At 71.3% G+C, this 17,917-nt stretch carries 15 protein-coding genes and 1 pseudogene; 7 read left to right on the forward strand and 9 right to left on the reverse strand.

The annotated features are described in order from the left end of the window. Positions 1-122: 122 nt before the first annotated feature. The 7 genes from ACGFYP_RS01350 to ACGFYP_RS01380 form a co-directional block, all read right to left on the reverse strand. On the reverse strand, positions 123-860 hold the full coding sequence (locus tag ACGFYP_RS01350) for a GntR family transcriptional regulator (protein WP_393485225.1): 738 nt from the start codon (positions 858-860) through the stop codon (positions 123-125). 40 nt (positions 861-900) lie between these two features. Continuing rightward, complete coding sequence (locus tag ACGFYP_RS01355) at positions 901-2,283, reverse strand: aldehyde dehydrogenase family protein (RefSeq protein ID WP_393485226.1); 1,383 nt, start codon at positions 2,281-2,283, stop codon at positions 901-903. Continuing rightward, a complete protein-coding gene (locus tag ACGFYP_RS01360) occupies positions 2,280-3,284 on the reverse strand; it encodes a proline racemase family protein (RefSeq protein WP_393485227.1) in 1,005 nt (334 codons plus the stop codon). The genes ACGFYP_RS01355 and ACGFYP_RS01360 overlap by 4 nt, the downstream gene beginning before the upstream one ends. A 31-nt stretch (positions 3,285-3,315) precedes the next feature. Next, the gene (locus ACGFYP_RS01365; RefSeq protein WP_393485228.1) at positions 3,316-4,224 is read right to left on the reverse strand and encodes a dihydrodipicolinate synthase family protein; all 909 of its coding nucleotides are present in this window, start codon (positions 4,222-4,224) and stop codon (positions 3,316-3,318) included. Positions 4,225-4,292: 68 nt separating this feature from the next. Continuing rightward, complete coding sequence (locus ACGFYP_RS01370) at positions 4,293-5,786, reverse strand: FAD-dependent oxidoreductase (protein ID WP_393485229.1); 1,494 nt, start codon at positions 5,784-5,786, stop codon at positions 4,293-4,295. Beyond that, a complete protein-coding gene (locus ACGFYP_RS01375) occupies positions 5,767-6,081 on the reverse strand; it encodes a (2Fe-2S)-binding protein (RefSeq protein WP_393485230.1) in 315 nt (104 codons plus the stop codon). The genes ACGFYP_RS01370 and ACGFYP_RS01375 overlap by 20 nt, the downstream gene beginning before the upstream one ends. A 24-nt stretch (positions 6,082-6,105) precedes the next feature. Then, a complete protein-coding gene (locus ACGFYP_RS01380; RefSeq protein WP_393485231.1) occupies positions 6,106-7,260 on the reverse strand; it encodes an NAD(P)/FAD-dependent oxidoreductase in 1,155 nt (384 codons plus the stop codon). A 177-nt stretch (positions 7,261-7,437) separates the two neighbouring features. Between ACGFYP_RS01380 and ACGFYP_RS01385 the strand changes: the two genes are divergently transcribed. The 5 genes from ACGFYP_RS01385 to ACGFYP_RS01405 are packed head-to-tail and all read left to right on the forward strand — an operon-like array spanning position 7,438 to position 13,116. Next, positions 7,438-9,183 (forward strand): ABC transporter substrate-binding protein, encoded by a 1,746-nt coding sequence (locus ACGFYP_RS01385; RefSeq protein WP_393485232.1) that lies wholly within the window; start codon positions 7,438-7,440, stop codon positions 9,181-9,183. Between the two features lie 15 nt (positions 9,184-9,198). Next, positions 9,199-10,131 carry an ABC transporter permease gene (locus ACGFYP_RS01390; RefSeq protein WP_393485233.1) on the forward strand — a complete coding sequence of 311 codons (933 nt, stop codon included), beginning with the start codon at positions 9,199-9,201 and terminating at the stop codon, positions 10,129-10,131. Beyond that, positions 10,128-11,114, forward strand: coding sequence for an ABC transporter permease (locus ACGFYP_RS01395; RefSeq protein ID WP_393485234.1), 987 nt, complete (start codon positions 10,128-10,130; stop codon positions 11,112-11,114). The genes ACGFYP_RS01390 and ACGFYP_RS01395 overlap by 4 nt, the downstream gene beginning before the upstream one ends. After that, positions 11,114-12,145: an ABC transporter ATP-binding protein gene (locus ACGFYP_RS01400; protein WP_393485235.1), complete on the forward strand. Its 1,032-nt coding sequence runs from the start codon at positions 11,114-11,116 to the stop codon at positions 12,143-12,145. The genes ACGFYP_RS01395 and ACGFYP_RS01400 overlap by 1 nt, the downstream gene beginning before the upstream one ends. After that, positions 12,142-13,116 carry an ABC transporter ATP-binding protein gene (locus tag ACGFYP_RS01405; protein ID WP_393485236.1) on the forward strand — a complete coding sequence of 325 codons (975 nt, stop codon included), beginning with the start codon at positions 12,142-12,144 and terminating at the stop codon, positions 13,114-13,116. Before ACGFYP_RS01400 ends, ACGFYP_RS01405 begins: the two co-directional genes overlap by 4 nt. Before the next feature lie 110 nt (positions 13,117-13,226). Here ACGFYP_RS01405 and ACGFYP_RS01410 read toward each other — a convergent pair whose 3' ends face one another. Continuing rightward, positions 13,227-14,417, reverse strand: coding sequence for a M6 family metalloprotease domain-containing protein (locus ACGFYP_RS01410; RefSeq protein WP_393485237.1), 1,191 nt, complete (start codon positions 14,415-14,417; stop codon positions 13,227-13,229). A 101-nt stretch (positions 14,418-14,518) separates the two neighbouring features. Between ACGFYP_RS01410 and ACGFYP_RS01415 the strand changes: the two genes are divergently transcribed. Together ACGFYP_RS01415 and ACGFYP_RS01420 are read left to right on the forward strand one after the other, a co-directional pair. Then, entirely contained in the window at positions 14,519-15,514 is a 996-nt protein-coding gene (locus ACGFYP_RS01415) for a LysR family transcriptional regulator (RefSeq protein WP_393485238.1), read from the forward strand. 700 nt (positions 15,515-16,214) lie between these two features. After that, entirely contained in the window at positions 16,215-16,859 is a 645-nt protein-coding gene (locus ACGFYP_RS01420; RefSeq protein WP_393485239.1) for a GAP family protein, read from the forward strand. 904 nt (positions 16,860-17,763) lie between these two features. On the opposite strand, the pseudogene ACGFYP_RS01425 reads toward ACGFYP_RS01420, so the two are convergent. Beyond that, positions 17,764-17,856: pseudogene (locus tag ACGFYP_RS01425) on the reverse strand (CrcB protein); the annotation flags it as partial. Positions 17,857-17,917 lie beyond the last annotated feature (61 nt).

Raw genomic sequence — 17,917 nt, forward strand, 5'->3', positions numbered from 1 at the left:
CTATGAAGTGTGACATTGCATCCTCGGAAGTGAGCATGGTCCGGCCGCCGGGGGGCGGGGAGCCCCCACTTGTGCATCACCCCGCGTTATGCGGGAGGCCCTCCCGCGTCAGCCGTCAGCTGTCAGCCGGTCGCGACCCGCTTCGCCGCCGGCCTGGATCGCCGCACGCCGGAGCCCTCCGCACCTCCGCTGCCGCCCCGGCTCTTCGCCCAGAGGGAGCGGACATGACCCAGGTGCCGGGTCATGCACTTCTCCGCGCCCTTGGCGTCGCCCGCGAGCATCAGGTCGAGCAGCTCCAGGTGCTCCTCGGCCGAGGAGATCAGCTCGCCGCTCTCGTCCAGGGCCGTGAGTCCGTACAAGCGGGAGCGCTTGCGCAGGTCGCCGACCGTCTCGACGAGCCGCTCGTTGCCGCAAAGGGCGAGCAGCGAGAGATGGAAGCGCCGGTCGGCCTCCAGGTAGCCGATCAGGTCGTGGTCGCGTGCGGAGCGCACGATCTCCTCGGCGACCGGCCGCAGCGCCTCCAGCTCCTCGCGAGTGGCACTGCGGGTTACCCGTCCGACGGTGGGAACCTCGATCAGGGCCCGGATCTCGCTGTACTGGTCGAGGTCCTTCTCGGAGACCGCGGTGACCCGGAACCCCTTGTTGCGGACCGGCTCGACCAGACCCTCCCGGGCCAGGTCGAGCATCGCCTCGCGCACGGGCGTCGCCGAGATGCCGAAGTCCTCGGCGAGCGCGGGTGCCGAGTACACCTGGCCCGGCCGCAATTCGCCGGAGATCAGAGCGGCCCTCAGGGCATGGGCGACCTGGTCGCGCAGTCGCTCGCGAGTGGCGCTGAGGTCGCGCTGCTTCAGGTGCCTCATGGTGTTCCCTTCGTACCGCCGAGATCACCAGCGTACAATGTCACGTTGCCTGGACAGGGGACAGCGTGTAGGTGCGGCTCGTGGTGTAGAACTCCAGAGCGGCCCGTCCCTGTTCGCGGGGTCCATGGCTGGATGCCTTGGCACCGCCGAACGGCAGATGGAAGTCGACGCCGGTGGACGGCGCGTTGATTCGGATCATCCCGGTATCGAGGCGGTCGAGTCCCGTGAGGGCCGCGTCCAGATCCGCGGTGTGGACCGAGGTGACCAGACCGTACGGCACCGAGTTGGTGATCCGTACCGCATGGGCCAGGTCGTCGGCGGGCAGCAGGGCCGCGACGGGACCGAAGACCTCTTCGCGCAGAAGCCGGTGCCCGGGAGCCACCTTCTCGACGAGGGTCGGCGCCACGTACCAGCCGGGGCCCTGGGGCACGGCCCCGCCGACGAGCGCGCGCAGACCGTGCCACGCGTCGCCGACCTGATCGCGGGCGTACTCGCTGATGAGCGGCCCGCACACGGTCGCCGCGTCGGCCGGATCGCCCACCGGAACCGCCCGCAGCGCCTCGGCGAGCGCTTCACGCAGCGGGTCGTGGGCGGCGCCGACCGCGATCACGCGGCTGGTGGCGGTGCACTTCTGGCCCGCGAACCCGGCGATCGCGGCGGCGATGTGGGCCGCCGCCCGCTCGATGTCGGCGCCCGGCAGGACCAGGGCCGCGTTCAGACCGCCCATCTCGGCCTGGACGGGGATGCCCCGCGCGGTCGCGGCGCGCGCCACCGCCTGGCCGACGGCGGTCGAGCCGGTGAACGAGACCACGTCGGCGGCCGAGACGAGCGCGTTCCCCTCGGCGGAGCCGCCGGGCAGGAGGGTGAACACCTTTGCGGGCAGGGCCTGTTGGACGATCTCCGCGAGGCGCTGGGCGCAGGCGGTCGCCTCCGGGGCGGGCTTGAGGACAACCGCGTTGCCGACCGCGAGGGCGGGGGCGGCCTTCCAGCTCGGGATGGCGAAGGGGAAGTTCCACGGGGTGATGAGCCCCGCCACCCCGTGCGGGCGGCGGCGGGTCAGGAGCAGCCCCGTACCGGCCGCGGGTTCGTGGACGGCCCCGCTGGGCTCGAACGGGGCCTGGGCGTAGTACCGCCAGATCGCGGCGGTCCGCGCGACCTCGGCCCTCGCTTCGGTGAGCGGCTTGCCCACCTCGCGTACGGCGAGCGAGGCCAGTTCCTCGGCCGCCACCTCGACGGCGGCGGCGACCGCGGCGAGGGCCGCCGACCGGGCGGCCGCCCCGCCGGCCAGCCAGCCTGCCTGGGCGGCACGCGCCCGCTCCACGGCGTCTGCCGCGGCGAAGGCGCCGGGGGCCGGGATCCGGAGCAGTATGTCGGTGGGGTCGGCCGGGTTGCGGGAGATGAGGGAGGTGACGTCTGCGGTCACAGGAGGAAGCCTCCGGGGAACGGATCGGTGGGATCGAGGAAGTACTGCGCGGTGCCGGTGATCCAGGCCCGGCCGGTGACGGTCGGGACGACGGCGGGCGCGCCGCCGACCTCCGTCTCCTCGACGAGCCGGCCGGTGAACTCCGTACCGATGAAGGACTCGTTGACGAAGTCGCGCCCGAGGGGGAGTTCGCCGCGGGCGTGCAGCTGGGCCATCCGGGCGGACGTGCCGGTGCCGCACGGCGAGCGGTCGAACCATCCCGGGTGGATGGCCATCGCGTGCCGGGAGCGGGCGGCGTCGGAGCCGGGCGCCGCCAGATAGACGTGCTTGACGCCGGAGATCTCGGGTCGCTCCGGATGGACCGGCCGGTCCGGCGAGGCGTTGATCGCCGCCATGACGGCCAGACCGGCGCCCAGCAGGTCGTCCTTGCGGGCGCGGTCGAAGGGCAGCCCCAGGTCGTCGAGGCGTACGAAGGCGTAGAAGTTGCCGCCGAACGCGAGGTCGTAGGTCACCGTCCCGTGTCCGGGGACCTCCACCGTGCGGTCCAGTCCCGCGCAGAACGCGGGGACGTTGGTGAACGTGACGGACGTGGCCGCGCCGTCCTTCACCTGTACGTCGACGGTGACCAGACCGGCCGGGGTGTCGAGGCGGACGGTGGTGACCGGCTCGGTGACCGGCACCATTCCCGTCTCGACCAGGACCGTGGCCACTCCGATGGTGCCGTGCCCGCACATCGGCAGCAGACCGGAGACCTCGATGTAGAGGACTCCGTAGTCGGCGTCGGGCCGGGTGGGCGGCTGGAGGATCGCGCCGCTCATGGCCGCGTGACCACGCGGCTCGTACATCAGCAGCGTCCGTACGTGGTCGAGGTGTTCCATGAAGTGGAGACGACGCTCGGCCATGGTGGCGCCGGGGATCACCCCGACGCCACCGGTGATGACGCGGGTGGGCATGCCCTCGGTGTGCGAGTCGACGGCGTGGAAGACGTGACGGGTGCGCACGCGGACTCCTTTCGGTCGGACCGTCCGGTGATCAGTGGTGGCCGTCGGCGACGGCCTTCTCGGTCGCTTCCCTTACGCCGGCCTCGATCGCGCCCGTGAGCGGGAAGCGCGGGGGTCGGACCGGGCCGCCGTGACGGCCGACGATGTCCATGGACAGCTTGATCGACTGGACGAACTCGGTCTTCGAGTCCCAACGCAGCAACGAGTGGAGGGACTTGTAGAGGGGGACAGCCGTCCGCAGGTCGCCGGAGACCGCGGCGTGGTAGAGCGCGGCGCAGGTGGCCGGGAAGGCGTTGGGGTAGCCGGCGATCCAGCCGACGGCGCCGGCGACGGCGAGTTCGAGAAGGACGTCGTCGGCGCCGATCAACAGGTCGAGCTCCGGGGCGAGTTCGGCGATCTCGTAGGCGCGGCGGACATCGCCGGTGAACTCCTTCACGGCGACGATGTGTCCGTCACCGTGCAGCCGGGCGAGCACGGCGGGGGTCAGGTCGACCTTGGTGTCGAGGGGATTGTTGTACGCCACGATGGGGAGACCGGCCCGGGCCACCTCGGCGTAGTGCGCGTGCACGGCCTCTTCGTCGGCCCGGTAGGCGTTCGGCGGCAGGAGCAGCACGGAGCCGCAGCCCTCCTCGGCCGCCCGCTCCGCCCAGCGCCGGGCCTCCGCGCTGCCGTAGGCGGCGACGCCGGGCATCACCCTGGCACCGTCGCCCGCGGCCTCGACCGCGGTACGGACCACGCGGGCGCGCTCCTCGTCGGTGAGGGTCTGGTACTCGCCGAGCGAACCGTTGGGGACCACGCCGTCGCAGCCGTTGTCGATGAGCCAGCGGACGTGCTCGGCGTAGGCGTCGTAGTCGACGGAGAGGTCCGCGCGCAGGGGGAGTGCGGTGGCGACCATGACCCCGCGCCAGGGACGGCTGGAGTTCCAGGTGGTGTCGATCACGGCAGTTGCCTTTCAATATCGTGTGACATTTTACTGTGGTTGGCATGGCGCCCCGGGGGGCGCGGGAATCAGTTGTCCGGCGGGGATGGCGGGGTGGTGCCGTCCTCCATGAGGGCAACCTCCTCGCCGGGCACCTCGGGTGGGTCGAGGGCGCCCAGCAACCCCAGCGTGACGGGGACGGCCAGCGGGCGGCGCTCCTCCGACGAAGGCACGGAGCCGCCGGCCGTGAGACAGGCCACGGCCCCACCGCACATGCGGCCCTGACACCACCCCATGCCCGCTCGGGTGAGGAGCTTGACGCTCCGCGGGTCACGGGCGCCGAGCTCGTCGATCGCCGCACGGACGCGTCCGGCGGTGACCTCCTCGCAGCGGCACACCTCCGTGTCGTCGGTGAGCCAATGCGCCCACCCGGGACCGGGCGCGTGCGCGGCCGCCATGACGTCGGCGAAGTCGCGCATACGGTCCCGGTGACTGCACAGCCGGGCCGCCCTCCCACTTTGGGCGAGGGAAGGCCGCCCGCGCAACCGGGCGGCGATCGCGAGGCCCGCCAACTCCCCTTCGACCAGGGCGAGTCGGGCGCCGCCCACCCCGCCAGTCTCCCCGGCCGCCCACAGGCCGGGCACCGAGGTCTCCTGGAACTCGTCCAGGACGAGGGCGGTCGTCGCGTCGGCGGTGCGGCGGGTGGCACAGCCGAGTCCCGTGGCGAGCTCGATCTGGGGCGCGAGGCCGTGCCCCACGGCGAGGGCGTCACACTCGATCCGGCGGTCCGACCCCCGTATGGGCCGCCAGTTCCGGTCGAGCCGGGCGACGGTGACGGCTTCCACTCGCTCGGTGCCGTACACGTGGACGACTGCGCTGCGGGTGCGCACCCGGACTCCGTGGCGGAGCAGCCCCCCGCCGTGACCCACGGCTTCGACGAGTTTGCGCGGGTTGCCAGCGAGGACGCGGAGGTGGCGGGCGTATCGCAGATAGCCGGTCGCCTCCACCACGGCGGGGACGCGCGCTCCTGCGGCGGCGAGCGAGGAGGCGACGGCGAGCAGCAGCGGGCCGCTGCCCGCGACGACGACCCTTCTGCCGGGCAGGACGAGCCCCGACTTGAGCATCGCTTGCGCGCCGCCGGCGCCCACCACGCCCGGCAGGGTCCAGCCGGGAAAGGGGAGTTGACGTTCGGACGCCCCGGTCGCCAGCAGGACGGCCCTCGCCCGCACGCGCACGGGCCGCTCTCCGTTGCCGTCGGCGCCGGTCACCGCGTGCACCGCCCACAGGCCCTCCGCTTCCCGTGTCACCGCCCATACGTGATGCCCCGCCAGGTGGGTGATGTCGCTGGCGTCCCGGCGTCGGCGCAGCTCCGCGAAGGCCGACCAGTCGTGGTGCAGCGCCTCGGGGCGGACCGCTCCGAGTGCCGGTGCCGGTTGTCGGTAGAATTGGCCGCCCACATCGGCGGACGTGTCGAGCAGGGCGACCGAGAGGCCGGATTCCGAGGCGGTGACGGCGCCGGACAGTCCGGCTGATCCCGCGCCGATGACGGCGAGGTCGTACGGTTCAGACGCCGAGCTCGGCACGGCCGTGTCCTTCCTGGGTGGTGATCGCGTCTCCGGGGCGGGCCGAGACCAGGCAGGCCCTCCGGTTGGGCTCTCCGTTGATGGTGGCGAGGCAGTCGTAGCACTGGCCGATGCCGCAGAAGGCGCCTCGGGGCCGGCCGCCCACGCGGGTGGTGCGCCAGGCGAGAATGCCCGCCGACCAGAGCACCGCGGCGACGGACTGTCCGGGCAGGGCGGGCAGGGGCCGGCCGTCCAGGGTGATCTCGAACGGCGGCTCGGGCTGAGCCCCGACGAGTTCGGCGGGGGTGCGGGCCACGGCGGGCCTCCTCTCTCGTGCGGATCAGATGGCGGGGGCGAACCGGTCCGGTCCGAACGGCGCGATGTCGAGCGGCGGTTCGCCGCCGCTCAGGCACTGGGCGACGATCAGCCCGGTGACCGGTGCGAGGCCGATCCCCGCGCCCTCGTGGCCGCAGGCGTGCAGCAGCCCGGGGACGCGCGGATCGGGGCCGATCGCGGGCAGGTGATCCGGCAGATACGGGCGGAAGCCCGCGTACGTCCGCATGACCCGCACCCCGGCGAGGACGGGGAACAGCGCCGTGGCCCCGGCCGCGAGGCGCCGCAGCACCTCGACGGACAAGGAACGGTCGAAGCCCACCCGTTCACGGCTGGCGCCGATCAGGACCGGTCCCGCGGGTGTTCCCTCGACCACCGCCGAGGTCTGCAGCGCGGCGGACCCGCTGGCAACGTCGGCGACGTAGTCAGCGGCGTACACCTTGTGCCGCACCACGCGCGGCAGCGGTTCGGTGACCAGGACGAAACCCCGCCGGGGCAGCACGGGGAGATCCACGCCCGCGAGCCGGGCGATCTCACCGCCCCAGGTTCCGGCGGCGTTGACCACGTACGGGGCATGGACCTCTCCCGTACGGGTGCGGACCCCGCGGACCTCACCGCCGGCCCCGGTGACCAGGTCGGTGACCTCCTCGCCGAGCCGCAGGCGCGCCCGCTCCCCCGCCGCCCTCAGCAGATGGGCGGCGGCCAGGGCGGGTTGGACCTGAGCGTCCTGCGGATAGTGGAAGCCGCCCGCCAGCCCGGGGGCGAGGTGGGGTTCGAGCGCGCGCAGTTCGTCCGCCGGGATCTCGTTCGCCGTGACGCCCGCCTTCTCCTGGCCGGCCGCGAAGTCACGCAGCGCGGTCAGGCCGGCCTCGGCGGAGGCGACGACGAGGCCGCCCTTGGGCTCGTACTCGATCGCGGCGGGGAGCCGCTCCGCGAGCTCATGCCACAACCTGGCGGAGATCAGGGCGAGTTCGAGTTCGGGGCCGGGCCCCTTGTCGGAGACCAGGAGGTTGCCCTCACCGGCTCCGGTGGTACCGCCGGCCAGCGGACCGCGGTCGAGCACGGTGACGGTGAGACCGGCGCGGGCGGCGTAGTAGGCGCACGCGGCGCCGACCACACCCGCTCCGACGACGATCACGTCCGAGGAGTTTCTCGTGAGCACGTCAGTAATATTTCACATTGCACAGCCCCGGACAAGACCCCGCGCTCTCGTTTCGCCGGCCTCGGACACGGCTCGATAACGGAAGCCCCGACACCTTGTCAGTACCATTTCACATTACTATGTTACCGGTCACATTCCAGCCGTCTGGCTGCCCAACTGTTCACGGAGTGACCACTGATGAACAAGCGCACCCTGCACGCCGTCGCCGTGGCGACGACCGTCGCTCTCGTCACCGTCGGCTGTTCCGGCGGCCACTCCGGCGGCGGCCAGGGCGGCACCGACCGGAAGAACCCGGCAACCGCCAACGAGGGAGCGGTGGTCGGCGGAACCCCGCAGAAGGGCGGCACGCTGACCGTGCTGTCCAACCAGGACTTCGAGCACCTCGACCCGGCCCGCAACTGGGTGGTGAACGCCATGGAGTTCGGGACCCGCACGCTCTACCGCACCCTGGTCACCTACAAGGCCGCCCCCGGCGCCGCGGGCGGTGAGCTCGTGCCGGACCTGGCGACCGACCTCGGCACCTCGTCCAACGGGGCCAAGACCTGGACGTTCCGCCTGAAGAAGGGGGTCAAGTACGAGGACGGCACCCCGGTCACCGCGCAGGACATCAAGTACAACGTGGAGCGGTCCTTCTCGCCCGACCTGCCGGGCGGCGCCGACTACGCGGCCCGCTACCTCGCGGGAGCCGAGGGCTACCAGGGCCCGGCCCAGGGCAAGCACCTCGACTCCATCAAGACGCCGGACGACCACACGATCGTCTTCGAACTCCGCAAACCCTTCGCGGAGTTCCCCAACGCCACCGTGATGCCGACGTTCGCCCCGGTGCCGCGGGCCAAGGACACGGGGCCGCAGTACGACAACCGACCGTTCTCCTCGGGTCCGTACAAGATCGAGTCGTACCAGCGCGGCAAGAAGCTGGTCCTGGTGCGCAACACCCACTGGGACGCCTCGACCGACCAGGTGCGCAAGGCGTACCCGGACAAGCTGGTCATGGTGATGGGGCTCAAGCCCAATCAGATCGACGACCGGCTGATCGCCAGCCAGGGCGCCGACGCCTCCGCCGTCTCCTGGGGCGCGCTGCGGCCGGAGAGCGCCGCCAAGGTGCTGCCGAACGCGGAGGTGCGGAAGCGGCTGATCGCCGAGTCCACGAACTGCACCGACATGATCCAGATGCACACCGGGCGCGCCCCGTTCGACCAGGTGAAGGTCCGTCAGGCCGTGCAGTACGCACTCGACAAGGAACTGGTGCTGACCGCGTCCGGCGGGCCCGCGTTCAACGAGCTGTCCACCGCGTACATGCCGTCCACCCTCTTCGACGGCAAGCAGCCGGACACCCTGAAGATCCCGGCCGCCGGCGACGCGGAGAAGGCGAAGCAGCTGCTGAAGGAGGCGGGCAAGCCGGACGGATTCACGACCAAGATGACCGTGTCCAACGGCGACAAGGGGCGGGCCGAGGCCATCCAGCAGGCGCTCGGCAAGGCCGGGATCAAGGTCGTCATCGAGACCGTCGACCCGTCCGCCTTCTACGGGACGATCGGCGACACCAAGAACCGCACCGACCTGGTCTACACGGGCTGGTGCCCCGACTACCCGTCCGGATCCACCTTCCTCCCCTTCGTCTTCGACGGCCGGTACATCAAGGAGAAGGGGAACTCCGGGAACCACTCGCTCTTCCGGGACGCCGCGACCATGAAGCGGATGGACGAGATCGCCGCCATGACCGACGCGAAGCAGGCGGCCGCCGCCTGGCAGCAGCTGGACGGCGAGATCCTCGCCAAGGCCCCGGCCGCCCCGGTCCTGGTGCGCCGCTGGCCGCTGGTGCTCGGCACCAACATCGCGGGCGCCTACGGCCAGACGTCCTTCGGCGGTCAGCTCGACTACGCCACGGTCGGCCTCAAGGACCCTTCCAAGAGCCAGGGCTGAGGTTCCGTCACCATCATGACCACCATCACCGAACCCGAGCGGAACCCGACGGGCAGCGGGCCCTGGCAGCTGGCCCGGGAGCAACTACGCCGCCGTACCTCTGTCAAGATCTCCCTCGCCGTGGTCGCGCTCTTTCTCGTCATGGCCGTCGCCGCCCCCCTCCTGAGCGCTCTGGGCGGCTGGTCACCCGAGGAGTTCGACAAGACCGCCGTCGACCCGTACCTGGGCGGTCAGCCGATCGGCTCACTCGGCGGGATCTCCGCCGACCACTGGCTCGGGGTCGAACCCGTCACCGGCCGCGACCTGTTCGCCCGCGTCGTGCACGGCGCCCAGGTCTCCCTCCTGATCGCCTTCACCGCGACCGCGATCGTCGTGATCGCCGGCACGGCCGCCGGGATCGCGGCAGGCTACTTCGGCGGCCGCACCGACGCGGTCCTCAGCAGGCTGATGGACCTGACCATGTCCTTCCCCTCCCTCATCTTCATGATCGCGATGATGTCTGTGGCGAAGGACGTCAACCGGATCCTTCTCATGACCGTCGTCATCGGCCTCTTCGGCTGGCCCGGCATCGCCCGCGTCGTGCGAGGCCAGACCCTCTCGCTCAAGCACCGCGAGTACGTCGACGCCGCACGGGTGGGCGGGTCGGGACCCTGGCGGATCCTCACCCGCGACATCCTCCCGGGCGTCGCCGGGCCGGTCATCGCGTACACGACCCTGATCATCCCGGGGATGATCGCCACCGAGGCGGCCCTCAGCTACCTCGGGGTGGGCGTGCGCCCTCCCACCCCGTCCTGGGGCCAGATGATCGCGGAGAGCGTCGCCTTCTACGACACGGATCCCATGTACTTCGTCATCCCGAGCGTCTGCCTCTTCCTCACCGTGCTCGCGTTCACGCTGCTCGGCGACGCACTGCGGGACGTCCTCGACCCGAGAGGCAGCCGCACATGATCCTCTTCCTCGGCCGGCGGCTGCTCGCCGTGACCGGTGTGCTGATCGCGATCGCCGCCGTCACCTTCACCATCTTCTACGTCCTGCCCTCCGACCCGGCCGCCACGGCCTGCGGCAAGTCGTGCAGCGCCGAGCGCCTGGAGGCGATCCGCGCCCACATGGGCCTGGACCATCCGCTGTGGCAGCAGTTCTGGGACTTCCTCTCCGGCATCTTCACCGGCCGCACCGTGGGCAGCGGGCAGTACGCCCTGCACTGCGACTTCCCCTGCCTGGGCTATTCGTACGAGAACAGCGAATCGGTGTGGGCCCTCCTCATGGACCGGCTGCCGGTCTCCGCCTCGCTCGCGTTCGGCGCGGCGGTGCTCTGGCTGACGCTCGGCCTGTCCGCCGGGGTCCTCGCCGCCCTGCGCAAGGACACCCTCACCGACCGGATCCTGATGGTCGGCGCGGTCGGCGCGGCCTCACTCCCGGTGTACTTCACCTCGATGATGCTGATCTACGGCCTCATCCGGGTGGCCGGGCTCCTCCCCTACCCGCAGTACGTGTCCCTCGGCTCCGACCCCTTCGGCTGGGCCTCCAACCTGTTGCTTCCCTGGCTCGCGCTCGCCGTTCTGTACGCGGCCATGTACGCCCGCCAGAGCCGCAGTTCGATGATCGAGACGATGGCGGAGCCGTACATCCGCACCGCCCGCGCCAAGGGCCTGCCGCGCCGCACGGTCGTCGTCAAGCACGGCCTGCGGGCCGGCATGACCCCTGTCCTCACCATCTTCGGGATGGACCTGGGCGGCCTCCTCGCCGGCGCGGTCATCACCGAGTCGATCTTCGGCCTTCCCGGCATCGGGCGGCTCTTCTACGGCGCCCTGTCCACCGGCGACCAGCCGGTCATCCTGGGCGTCACCCTCCTCGCCGCCACCTTCATCGTCGTCGCCAACCTGGCCGTCGACCTGCTCTACGCCGTCGTCGACCCGCGAGTGAGGTACTGATGGCCGACTCCCCGCACGACTCCGAACACCTGCTGTCGGTACGGGACCTGACGGTGACCTTCCCGACGAAGCACGGTCCGGTACGGGCCGTGGACTCCCTCTCCTTCGAGGTGCGGCCGGGCCGGACGCTGGGCATCGTCGGCGAGTCCGGCTCCGGCAAGTCCGTCACCTCCATGGCGGTGCTCGGTCTGCACACCGGCGCCGAGGTCACCGGCTCGATCCGGCTGGCCGGGCAGGAACTCGTGGGGCTCTCCGAGCGCGAGCTCGCCCGGCTGCGCGGCCGGAGGATGGCGATGATCTTCCAGGACCCGCTCTCCAGCCTCCATCCGTACTACACGGTGGGCGAGCAGATCGCCGAGCACCACCGGGTGCACTTCCGCAGCGGACGAAAGGCCGCCCGTGAGCGGGCCGTCGAGGCCCTCGCGGAGGTCGGCATCCCCGAACCGAGGCGTCGGGCGGGGGAATACCCGCACCAGTTCTCCGGCGGTATGCGTCAGCGCGTGATGATCGCGATGGCACTGGCCTGTGAACCCGAGCTGCTCATCGCGGACGAGCCCACCACCGCCCTGGACGTCACCGTGCAGGCCCAGATACTGGAACTGATCGCCCGGATCCAGGAGCATCGGGACCTCGCCGTCGTCATGATCACGCACGACCTGGGGGTGGTCGCCCGTGTCGCCCACGACGTGCTGGTGATGTACGGCGGCAGAGCCGCCGAACAGGCCCCGGTGGACGACCTGTTCACCTCCCCGGCTCACCCCTACACCCAGGGGCTGCTCGACTCCCTGCCCCGCCTCGACGACAGCGACGACGCACCGCTGCGGGCGATCCCCGGCAGCCCCCCGTCCCTGCTCACCCCCGCCCCCGGCTGCGCGTTCGCGCCCCGGTGCTCCCGCCTCGCCGGGGCGCCGGCCGACGAGCGGTCCCGCTGCGAGACCACGCGCCCGCTGCTCGGCGGACCGGTCGGGCACCCGGCCGCCTGCCACTTCCCCGCACACCGCACCCCCACGCACGAAGGCGCCCTCTCATGACCGATCAACCTCTGCTCTCCGTACGTGACCTGACCATGGCCTTCCCCGGCAGACGCCGTTCCTCGGCACCGGTCCGGGCCGTCGACGGCATTGGCTTCGACGTGGCGGCGGGCGAGACGCTGGGCCTGGTCGGCGAGTCCGGCTGCGGCAAGTCCACCACCGGCCGCCTGATCGTCCGGCTCCTTGAGCCGACCACCGGCTCCGTCACGTACGACGGCCGCGACATCAGCCATCTCTCACAGCGCGAGCTGAAGCCGCTCCGCAGGGACCTGCAGATGGTCTTCCAGGACCCGCACTCCTCGCTCAACCCCCGCCAGAGCGTGGCACGCATCATCTCCGATCCGCTGCTGGTGCAAGGGAGTTCGGCCGCCGACGCCCGCAAGCGGGCCGTGGAGCTGATGGATCTGGTCGGGTTGATCCCCGAGCACATCGACCGCTATCCGCACGAGTTCTCCGGCGGCCAGGCACAGCGCATCGGTATCGCCCGCTCGCTGGCCACACGACCGCGGCTCGTCGTGGCCGACGAACCGGTCTCCGCCCTCGACGTCTCCGTCCAGGCCCAGATCGTCAACCTGATGGAGCGGCTCCAGCGCGAGCTCGGCCTCGCGTATCTCTTCATCGCCCACGACCTGTCCGTGGTCAAGCGGGTCTGCGACCGCGTCGCGGTCATGTACCTGGGCCGAATCGTCGAGATCGGCGCCAAGGAGCGGGTGTACGCCGCCCCGGCCCACCCCTATACACGGGCGCTGCTCTCGGCCGTGCCGCTGCCGGACCCGGCGGCCGAACGGGCCCGCGAGCGCATCACCCTGCTCGGCGACCCGCCGAGTCCGACCGCTCCTCCGCCCGGCTGCACCTTCCACCCGCGTTGTCCCAAGGCGCGGGAGATCTGCCGCTCCGAGGCGCCACTGTTGCGGATCGCCGCGCCGGGCGAGGCGCGGGAGGTGGCCTGCCACTTCCCCGAGGCCGCCTGAACCGCACACGCGGTCGTGCCCCGACTCCTTCGAGGAGCCGGGGCACGACCGGAGTCAACACCCCACGCATACAAGGGAAATGCCCGGACCCAAGCCTTCTGCTACACGCTTTAGGACTTGGTGATCCGTACGGTCTCGCCGTAGCCGTCGGCGCCGAGGACCTCGATCCGTACTCCGGCCGCGGAGTCGGTGAACGACTCACCGACCCAGTAGGGGGCGTCGTCCAGCGGACGGCAACCGCCGGCCGGGGTCGCGGTGGGCTTGGCGTCCATGACCCGGATCGGTCCGTATCCGGTGTGCACGGAGGTGTCGACCCGGTAGACAAGCGCGCCGGTCGAGCAGGCGCCCGTGTCCGCCTGGACCCTGCGCCTCGATTCGACGACATACGAGGTCGTGGGACCGGTACGGATCACCGCCATCTTGGTTCCGCTGCCGTACTCGACCGCGGTGAGGCGCACGGTGTCACTGCCCGCCGAGGCCCGGCACACGACCTGGCTGTCGTCGGTCCAGCCGAGCTTCCAGGAGTGCCAGGCGAAGTACTGCGAACCCGCGCCCCCAATCAGCCCCATCACGTCCCAACCGCCTACGAAGCGGTGGGCGTCGACGCCCGCGTCGAAGGCGTACAGGTCGGGCAGCCCGAAGGCATGGGCGGTCTCGTGGCCGACCAGTTTGGCGCCCCAGTGCCACATGTCCTGGCCGAAGGTCACCGCCCACTTGAGTCGGGTGCCGTCGGCCAAGACCCCTGCCGTGCCGGGGGCGTACACGTATGTGGGAGTGAAGGAGATCGCCGCGGCGTTCCGCGTCGGCACGACGTACAGCATGTCGTAGCGCGAGAAGTCGACGGAGTGATCGGCGGCGGCGACCGCGTCCTTGATGTACGCCTCGTGCGTCTCGTGGGTCAGGCCGCGTGCGAAGCCGTAGTCGGTGGAGTTGCGCGGCATCCGCACCCACTGCTGGTGCTGGGTGATGGCGAGCCAGGTCTTGCCGTACGAGGCGTTCCACAGCCAGTCGGCGCCCGGGGTGATCTGCCTGGCGTCGGTGGCCGGGGCCTCGGTGGCGATGGCGTCGGGGAAGTCGACGAAGATCATGCCTACATCGATGGTTCCCAGGGGTCGCTGGAAGACGGAGTAGTCCGTGTCGTGGCCTTCGTCCGTCCAGCCGGTGGTGCCTCGCAGGGCGCAGGCGGAGGCGGCGTCCGCCGCGTTCGCCGGCGGTGTTCCCGGCAGGCAGAGCAGCAGAACGGCGACGAGGGCGGACAGCAGTCCTCCACGCGGGAGCGTCAGGGCATGGCGACGTCTCATGGACGCACGACCTTTCCGTGAATGGCGTGTGACATTTCACATAAGAGTCGGGGTATCCAGCCCCTGTCCGGAAGCTGTCGTCGGTCCATAACATCCGCGCCATGGATCTGGAGGTACGCCATCTGCGCGTGGTGTGCGCGATCGCCGAGACCGGCAGCCTCACGAGGGCCGCCGCCTCCTTGCGCATGACACAGCCCGGGCTCAGCGCCCAACTGCGCCGCATCGAGAACATGTTGGGCGGGAAGCTCTTCGACCGGCAGCGCGCGGGGGCCGTACCCACGGCCTTCGGCGAGTTCGTGCTGACCCGTGCCCGCGCGATCCTGCCGGGTGTCGACGCGCTGCTCGCCGACACCGCCCGGCGCCAGGCCGCGCCCGGCCGTATCAGGATCGGGTCCGTGGGCGCTCCCCTGCTGGCGCATCTCGTCCTGGCGACCCGGCGGTTCCTTCCGGGGGCCGAGGTGACGTCACGGTGCCGGTACTCCCCCGTCGCGCTCCTGGACGATCTCGCCGCCGGCCGTCTGGAGGCGGCGGTCCTCGGCGACCATCCCGACCAGGAGTTGCCGCCGCGTGCGGGAGTGACCCTCGTCCCGCTGGTCTCCGAGCCCGTGTTCGCCCTGCTCCCTTCGACCCATCCTCTGGCCGAGCAGGAAACCGTGGCCCTGGCCCAACTCGTCGACTGCGTCTGGGCGGTGCCGCGACCCGACGCCGACCGGACCCGCGAGTACTGGTCATCGGCGTGCGCGTCGGCCGGCCGGAGAACCGCGACACCGTACGAGGCCGAGGGGCGCCAGTTGATCGAACTCGTCCGCGCGGGCCTGGCCGTCAGCCTCTGCCAGGCCACCTTCTTGGAGTCCCCCGGCGTCGTCGTCCGACCCTTGGCCGGAAACCCGCTCTGGTACCGCCATGTTCTGGCCTGGCGCCGGGACGGCCCGCTCGCCGGGCACGGCGACGCGATTCTCCGCACGGTCACAGCGGGCTACCTGGACATCTGCGCCGCGAGCCCGGTCTACGCCCGCTGGCGGCGACACCATCCGGAGGCGGCCCGATTGCCCGCAGTCCCAGTTCCGGCCGCTGATGCGGGTCTTCTCCGTATGTGAGGCGCCATCTCCCACCCTGCTGTTGCGACGCCTACGCGCAGGCTTCGGAGACTCACCAGTGCGAAAATGCGGGCACCTGGCGCTGAGGTTGAAAGGGCGGGGTGGCAGCGGGCGTTGGCGGTGCTTGGGCCGCCAGAGACTGCTGACGACGACATCGGCTTCCCTCCTGGTGACAGCCCCAGCAGCGGCATCTCCCTCTCCCTGACCGCCGGCACCCTGCCGGCCATCCGTGAGCTGGTCGGCGAGCGAGGAGTGTCGGCGTACCTGGAGGAAGGCCGCGCAACGGCAGATCGAGCGTGACAACCTCGACGAGCGGATCGCAGACGTTGACAAGATCAACGGACCCGCCGCCCCGGAGGCTGTCGCAGCCAGGCGGACCAAGCTCACCGGCAGCACCGTCCCCGGTGCCGGGCAGCCGCTGAGCGGCGTCCTGATCCTTGATCCCGATCTCATCCAGCTGGGTAGGTGCAGAGCGCTGCCAGTGTCAACTACACATACGTACTGGACGAGCACGCGGTCCACGCGGCGGTCCGAGGTCCGGATTCACGCATGCGAGGATGCGGGCGTGGCTGCTTGACCGGCCGGGCCGCCGCCTGCAGAGTCGGGATGCGGCACAGCAGCGCCGCCCGACTCTGCCGACCGGCCCGCCCCGTCCCCAGGTGGCAGCAGACGAACCTGACACCCCGGAGCGGCTCACCCGATGGTCCTCGACCTGGTAGTAATCGGTACGGTCATCACCCTCGGGCCTTTGCACAACAGCGCCTTCATCCTGCTGCTCTCCTCACGGCGCGGCGTTCGACAGGGCCTGGCGTTCCTGCTGTCGTGGCTGGCCAACCTGATTGCGGTGATCGCCTGTGTGGTGCTACTGACCGGCGGTCAGCCCCCGGACCGTCACAGCGCGCCCTCGACCGCCGCGATCGCTGCGAAACTCGCCATCGGCCTGGCACTGGTGCTGTACGGCGCACACCGGCACCGCCGGCCGCCCCGCCCGCACGGCCCGCCACGCTGGACCGCCCGGATCGACGACGCCTCCCCGGCCACGGCAGCCGGCCTGGCATGGCTGCTGCAGCCCTGGGCACTCGTCGGTGCCGGCGCCGCGACCGCCGTCGACGCGAACCTCTCCACCCTCGCCGACTGGCTCGCACTGACCGGCTATTGTCTGCTGGCCACGCTCAGCCTCATCGTCATGGAGGTGTACGCGGTCTGGGCGCCCGCAGTCGCGAACGCCCGCTTGAACGCCCTGCGGAGCTGGCTGGAGCAGCACCAGGAGCAGCTGATCGTCACACTCTCCCTGCTCATCGGCCTGTGGCTGACGGCCCGGAGCATCTACGAACTGGTCGCCTGACACGGACGGCCCCGAAGGCGGCACCCCAACACCCGTCCCCCAGTGGTCGGCTGACACCCCGGAGTGGGGCACCAGCTCGAATCCAGCGGCTCGTCGTCCTCGGCCGGGCGGACCTGCTCGCTCGGGAGGACTTCCCAGGGGTGACACGCCTCGTCGGCGGCCCTGTTCGTCGCTGCGAGACTGGCGTCGGCCCCACACCAAGGCAGGACGGTGTCACGACGGGGCACCCTCGGCCGGCGGGATCGCCGCCAGCACCGGGCCGAGCCGCCCTCAGCAGCCCGACGGGGCCAAAGCGTGTCCCGCAGGGCAGAGGTGAGGATCGCGACGCCGTCCGGGAGCTGCGCTTGGGCTGTGCAGGCTGCACGTCCGGGGGACGCTACACCGCCGCGCCCCTGGGACGCGCGCGGGCCACGGTGGTGACCGGCGGCGTCCACTGCGCTGCGCCGACCCGCCAGGCCACGCATGCCGGTCGGCCGCCCGAGTGACGTCGGACCAGGCCACGGCCCTGTCCTCGCACCCCGCACGTGCGCCGGGGCGAGGATGCACGGACCGTTCCCCGTCACGTCGCGGCTGGAGACTTCCCACGCTCGAACGCAAGCAGCTCAAGGGCCGAACCCAGGTCACCTTCGTCCTCCCCGAGAACACCCCGGACGGGCCGGTCAGCGTCGTAGGCGACTTCAACCACTGGAACCCCGCCGCCCACCCCCTCGCACCCCGCGGCGACGGCACCCGCGAACCACGAGCCGACGACCTCAGGCCCTTTCTCGGGCACTGGAGCCCCTACGGCCCCTGAGACGACACCCACCGGACACCCCACCTGGTGTCACGGAACGTCACTACCGAGAAGCGGATGGGCGAGGGCGGCCAACAGCTCGGCAGCCGGTCTCCCCGCCCCTTCAAGCTGCCCACTGCCATACCGTTTCTGCACCGCGCGGTCGGTCAGGAATCGCAGCGGGGCGCCGACCGCGGCCCCGAGGGCAACCAGCAGCCAGTTCACGTCGCCTTCTCCCGTCCCACGTACCGGATGACCTCGCAGTCGTCGAGACCAGCACTCTCGA

The organism is Streptomyces sp. NPDC048370 (genome assembly GCF_043200825.1).
GTDB lineage: Bacteria > Actinomycetota > Actinomycetes > Streptomycetales > Streptomycetaceae > Streptomyces.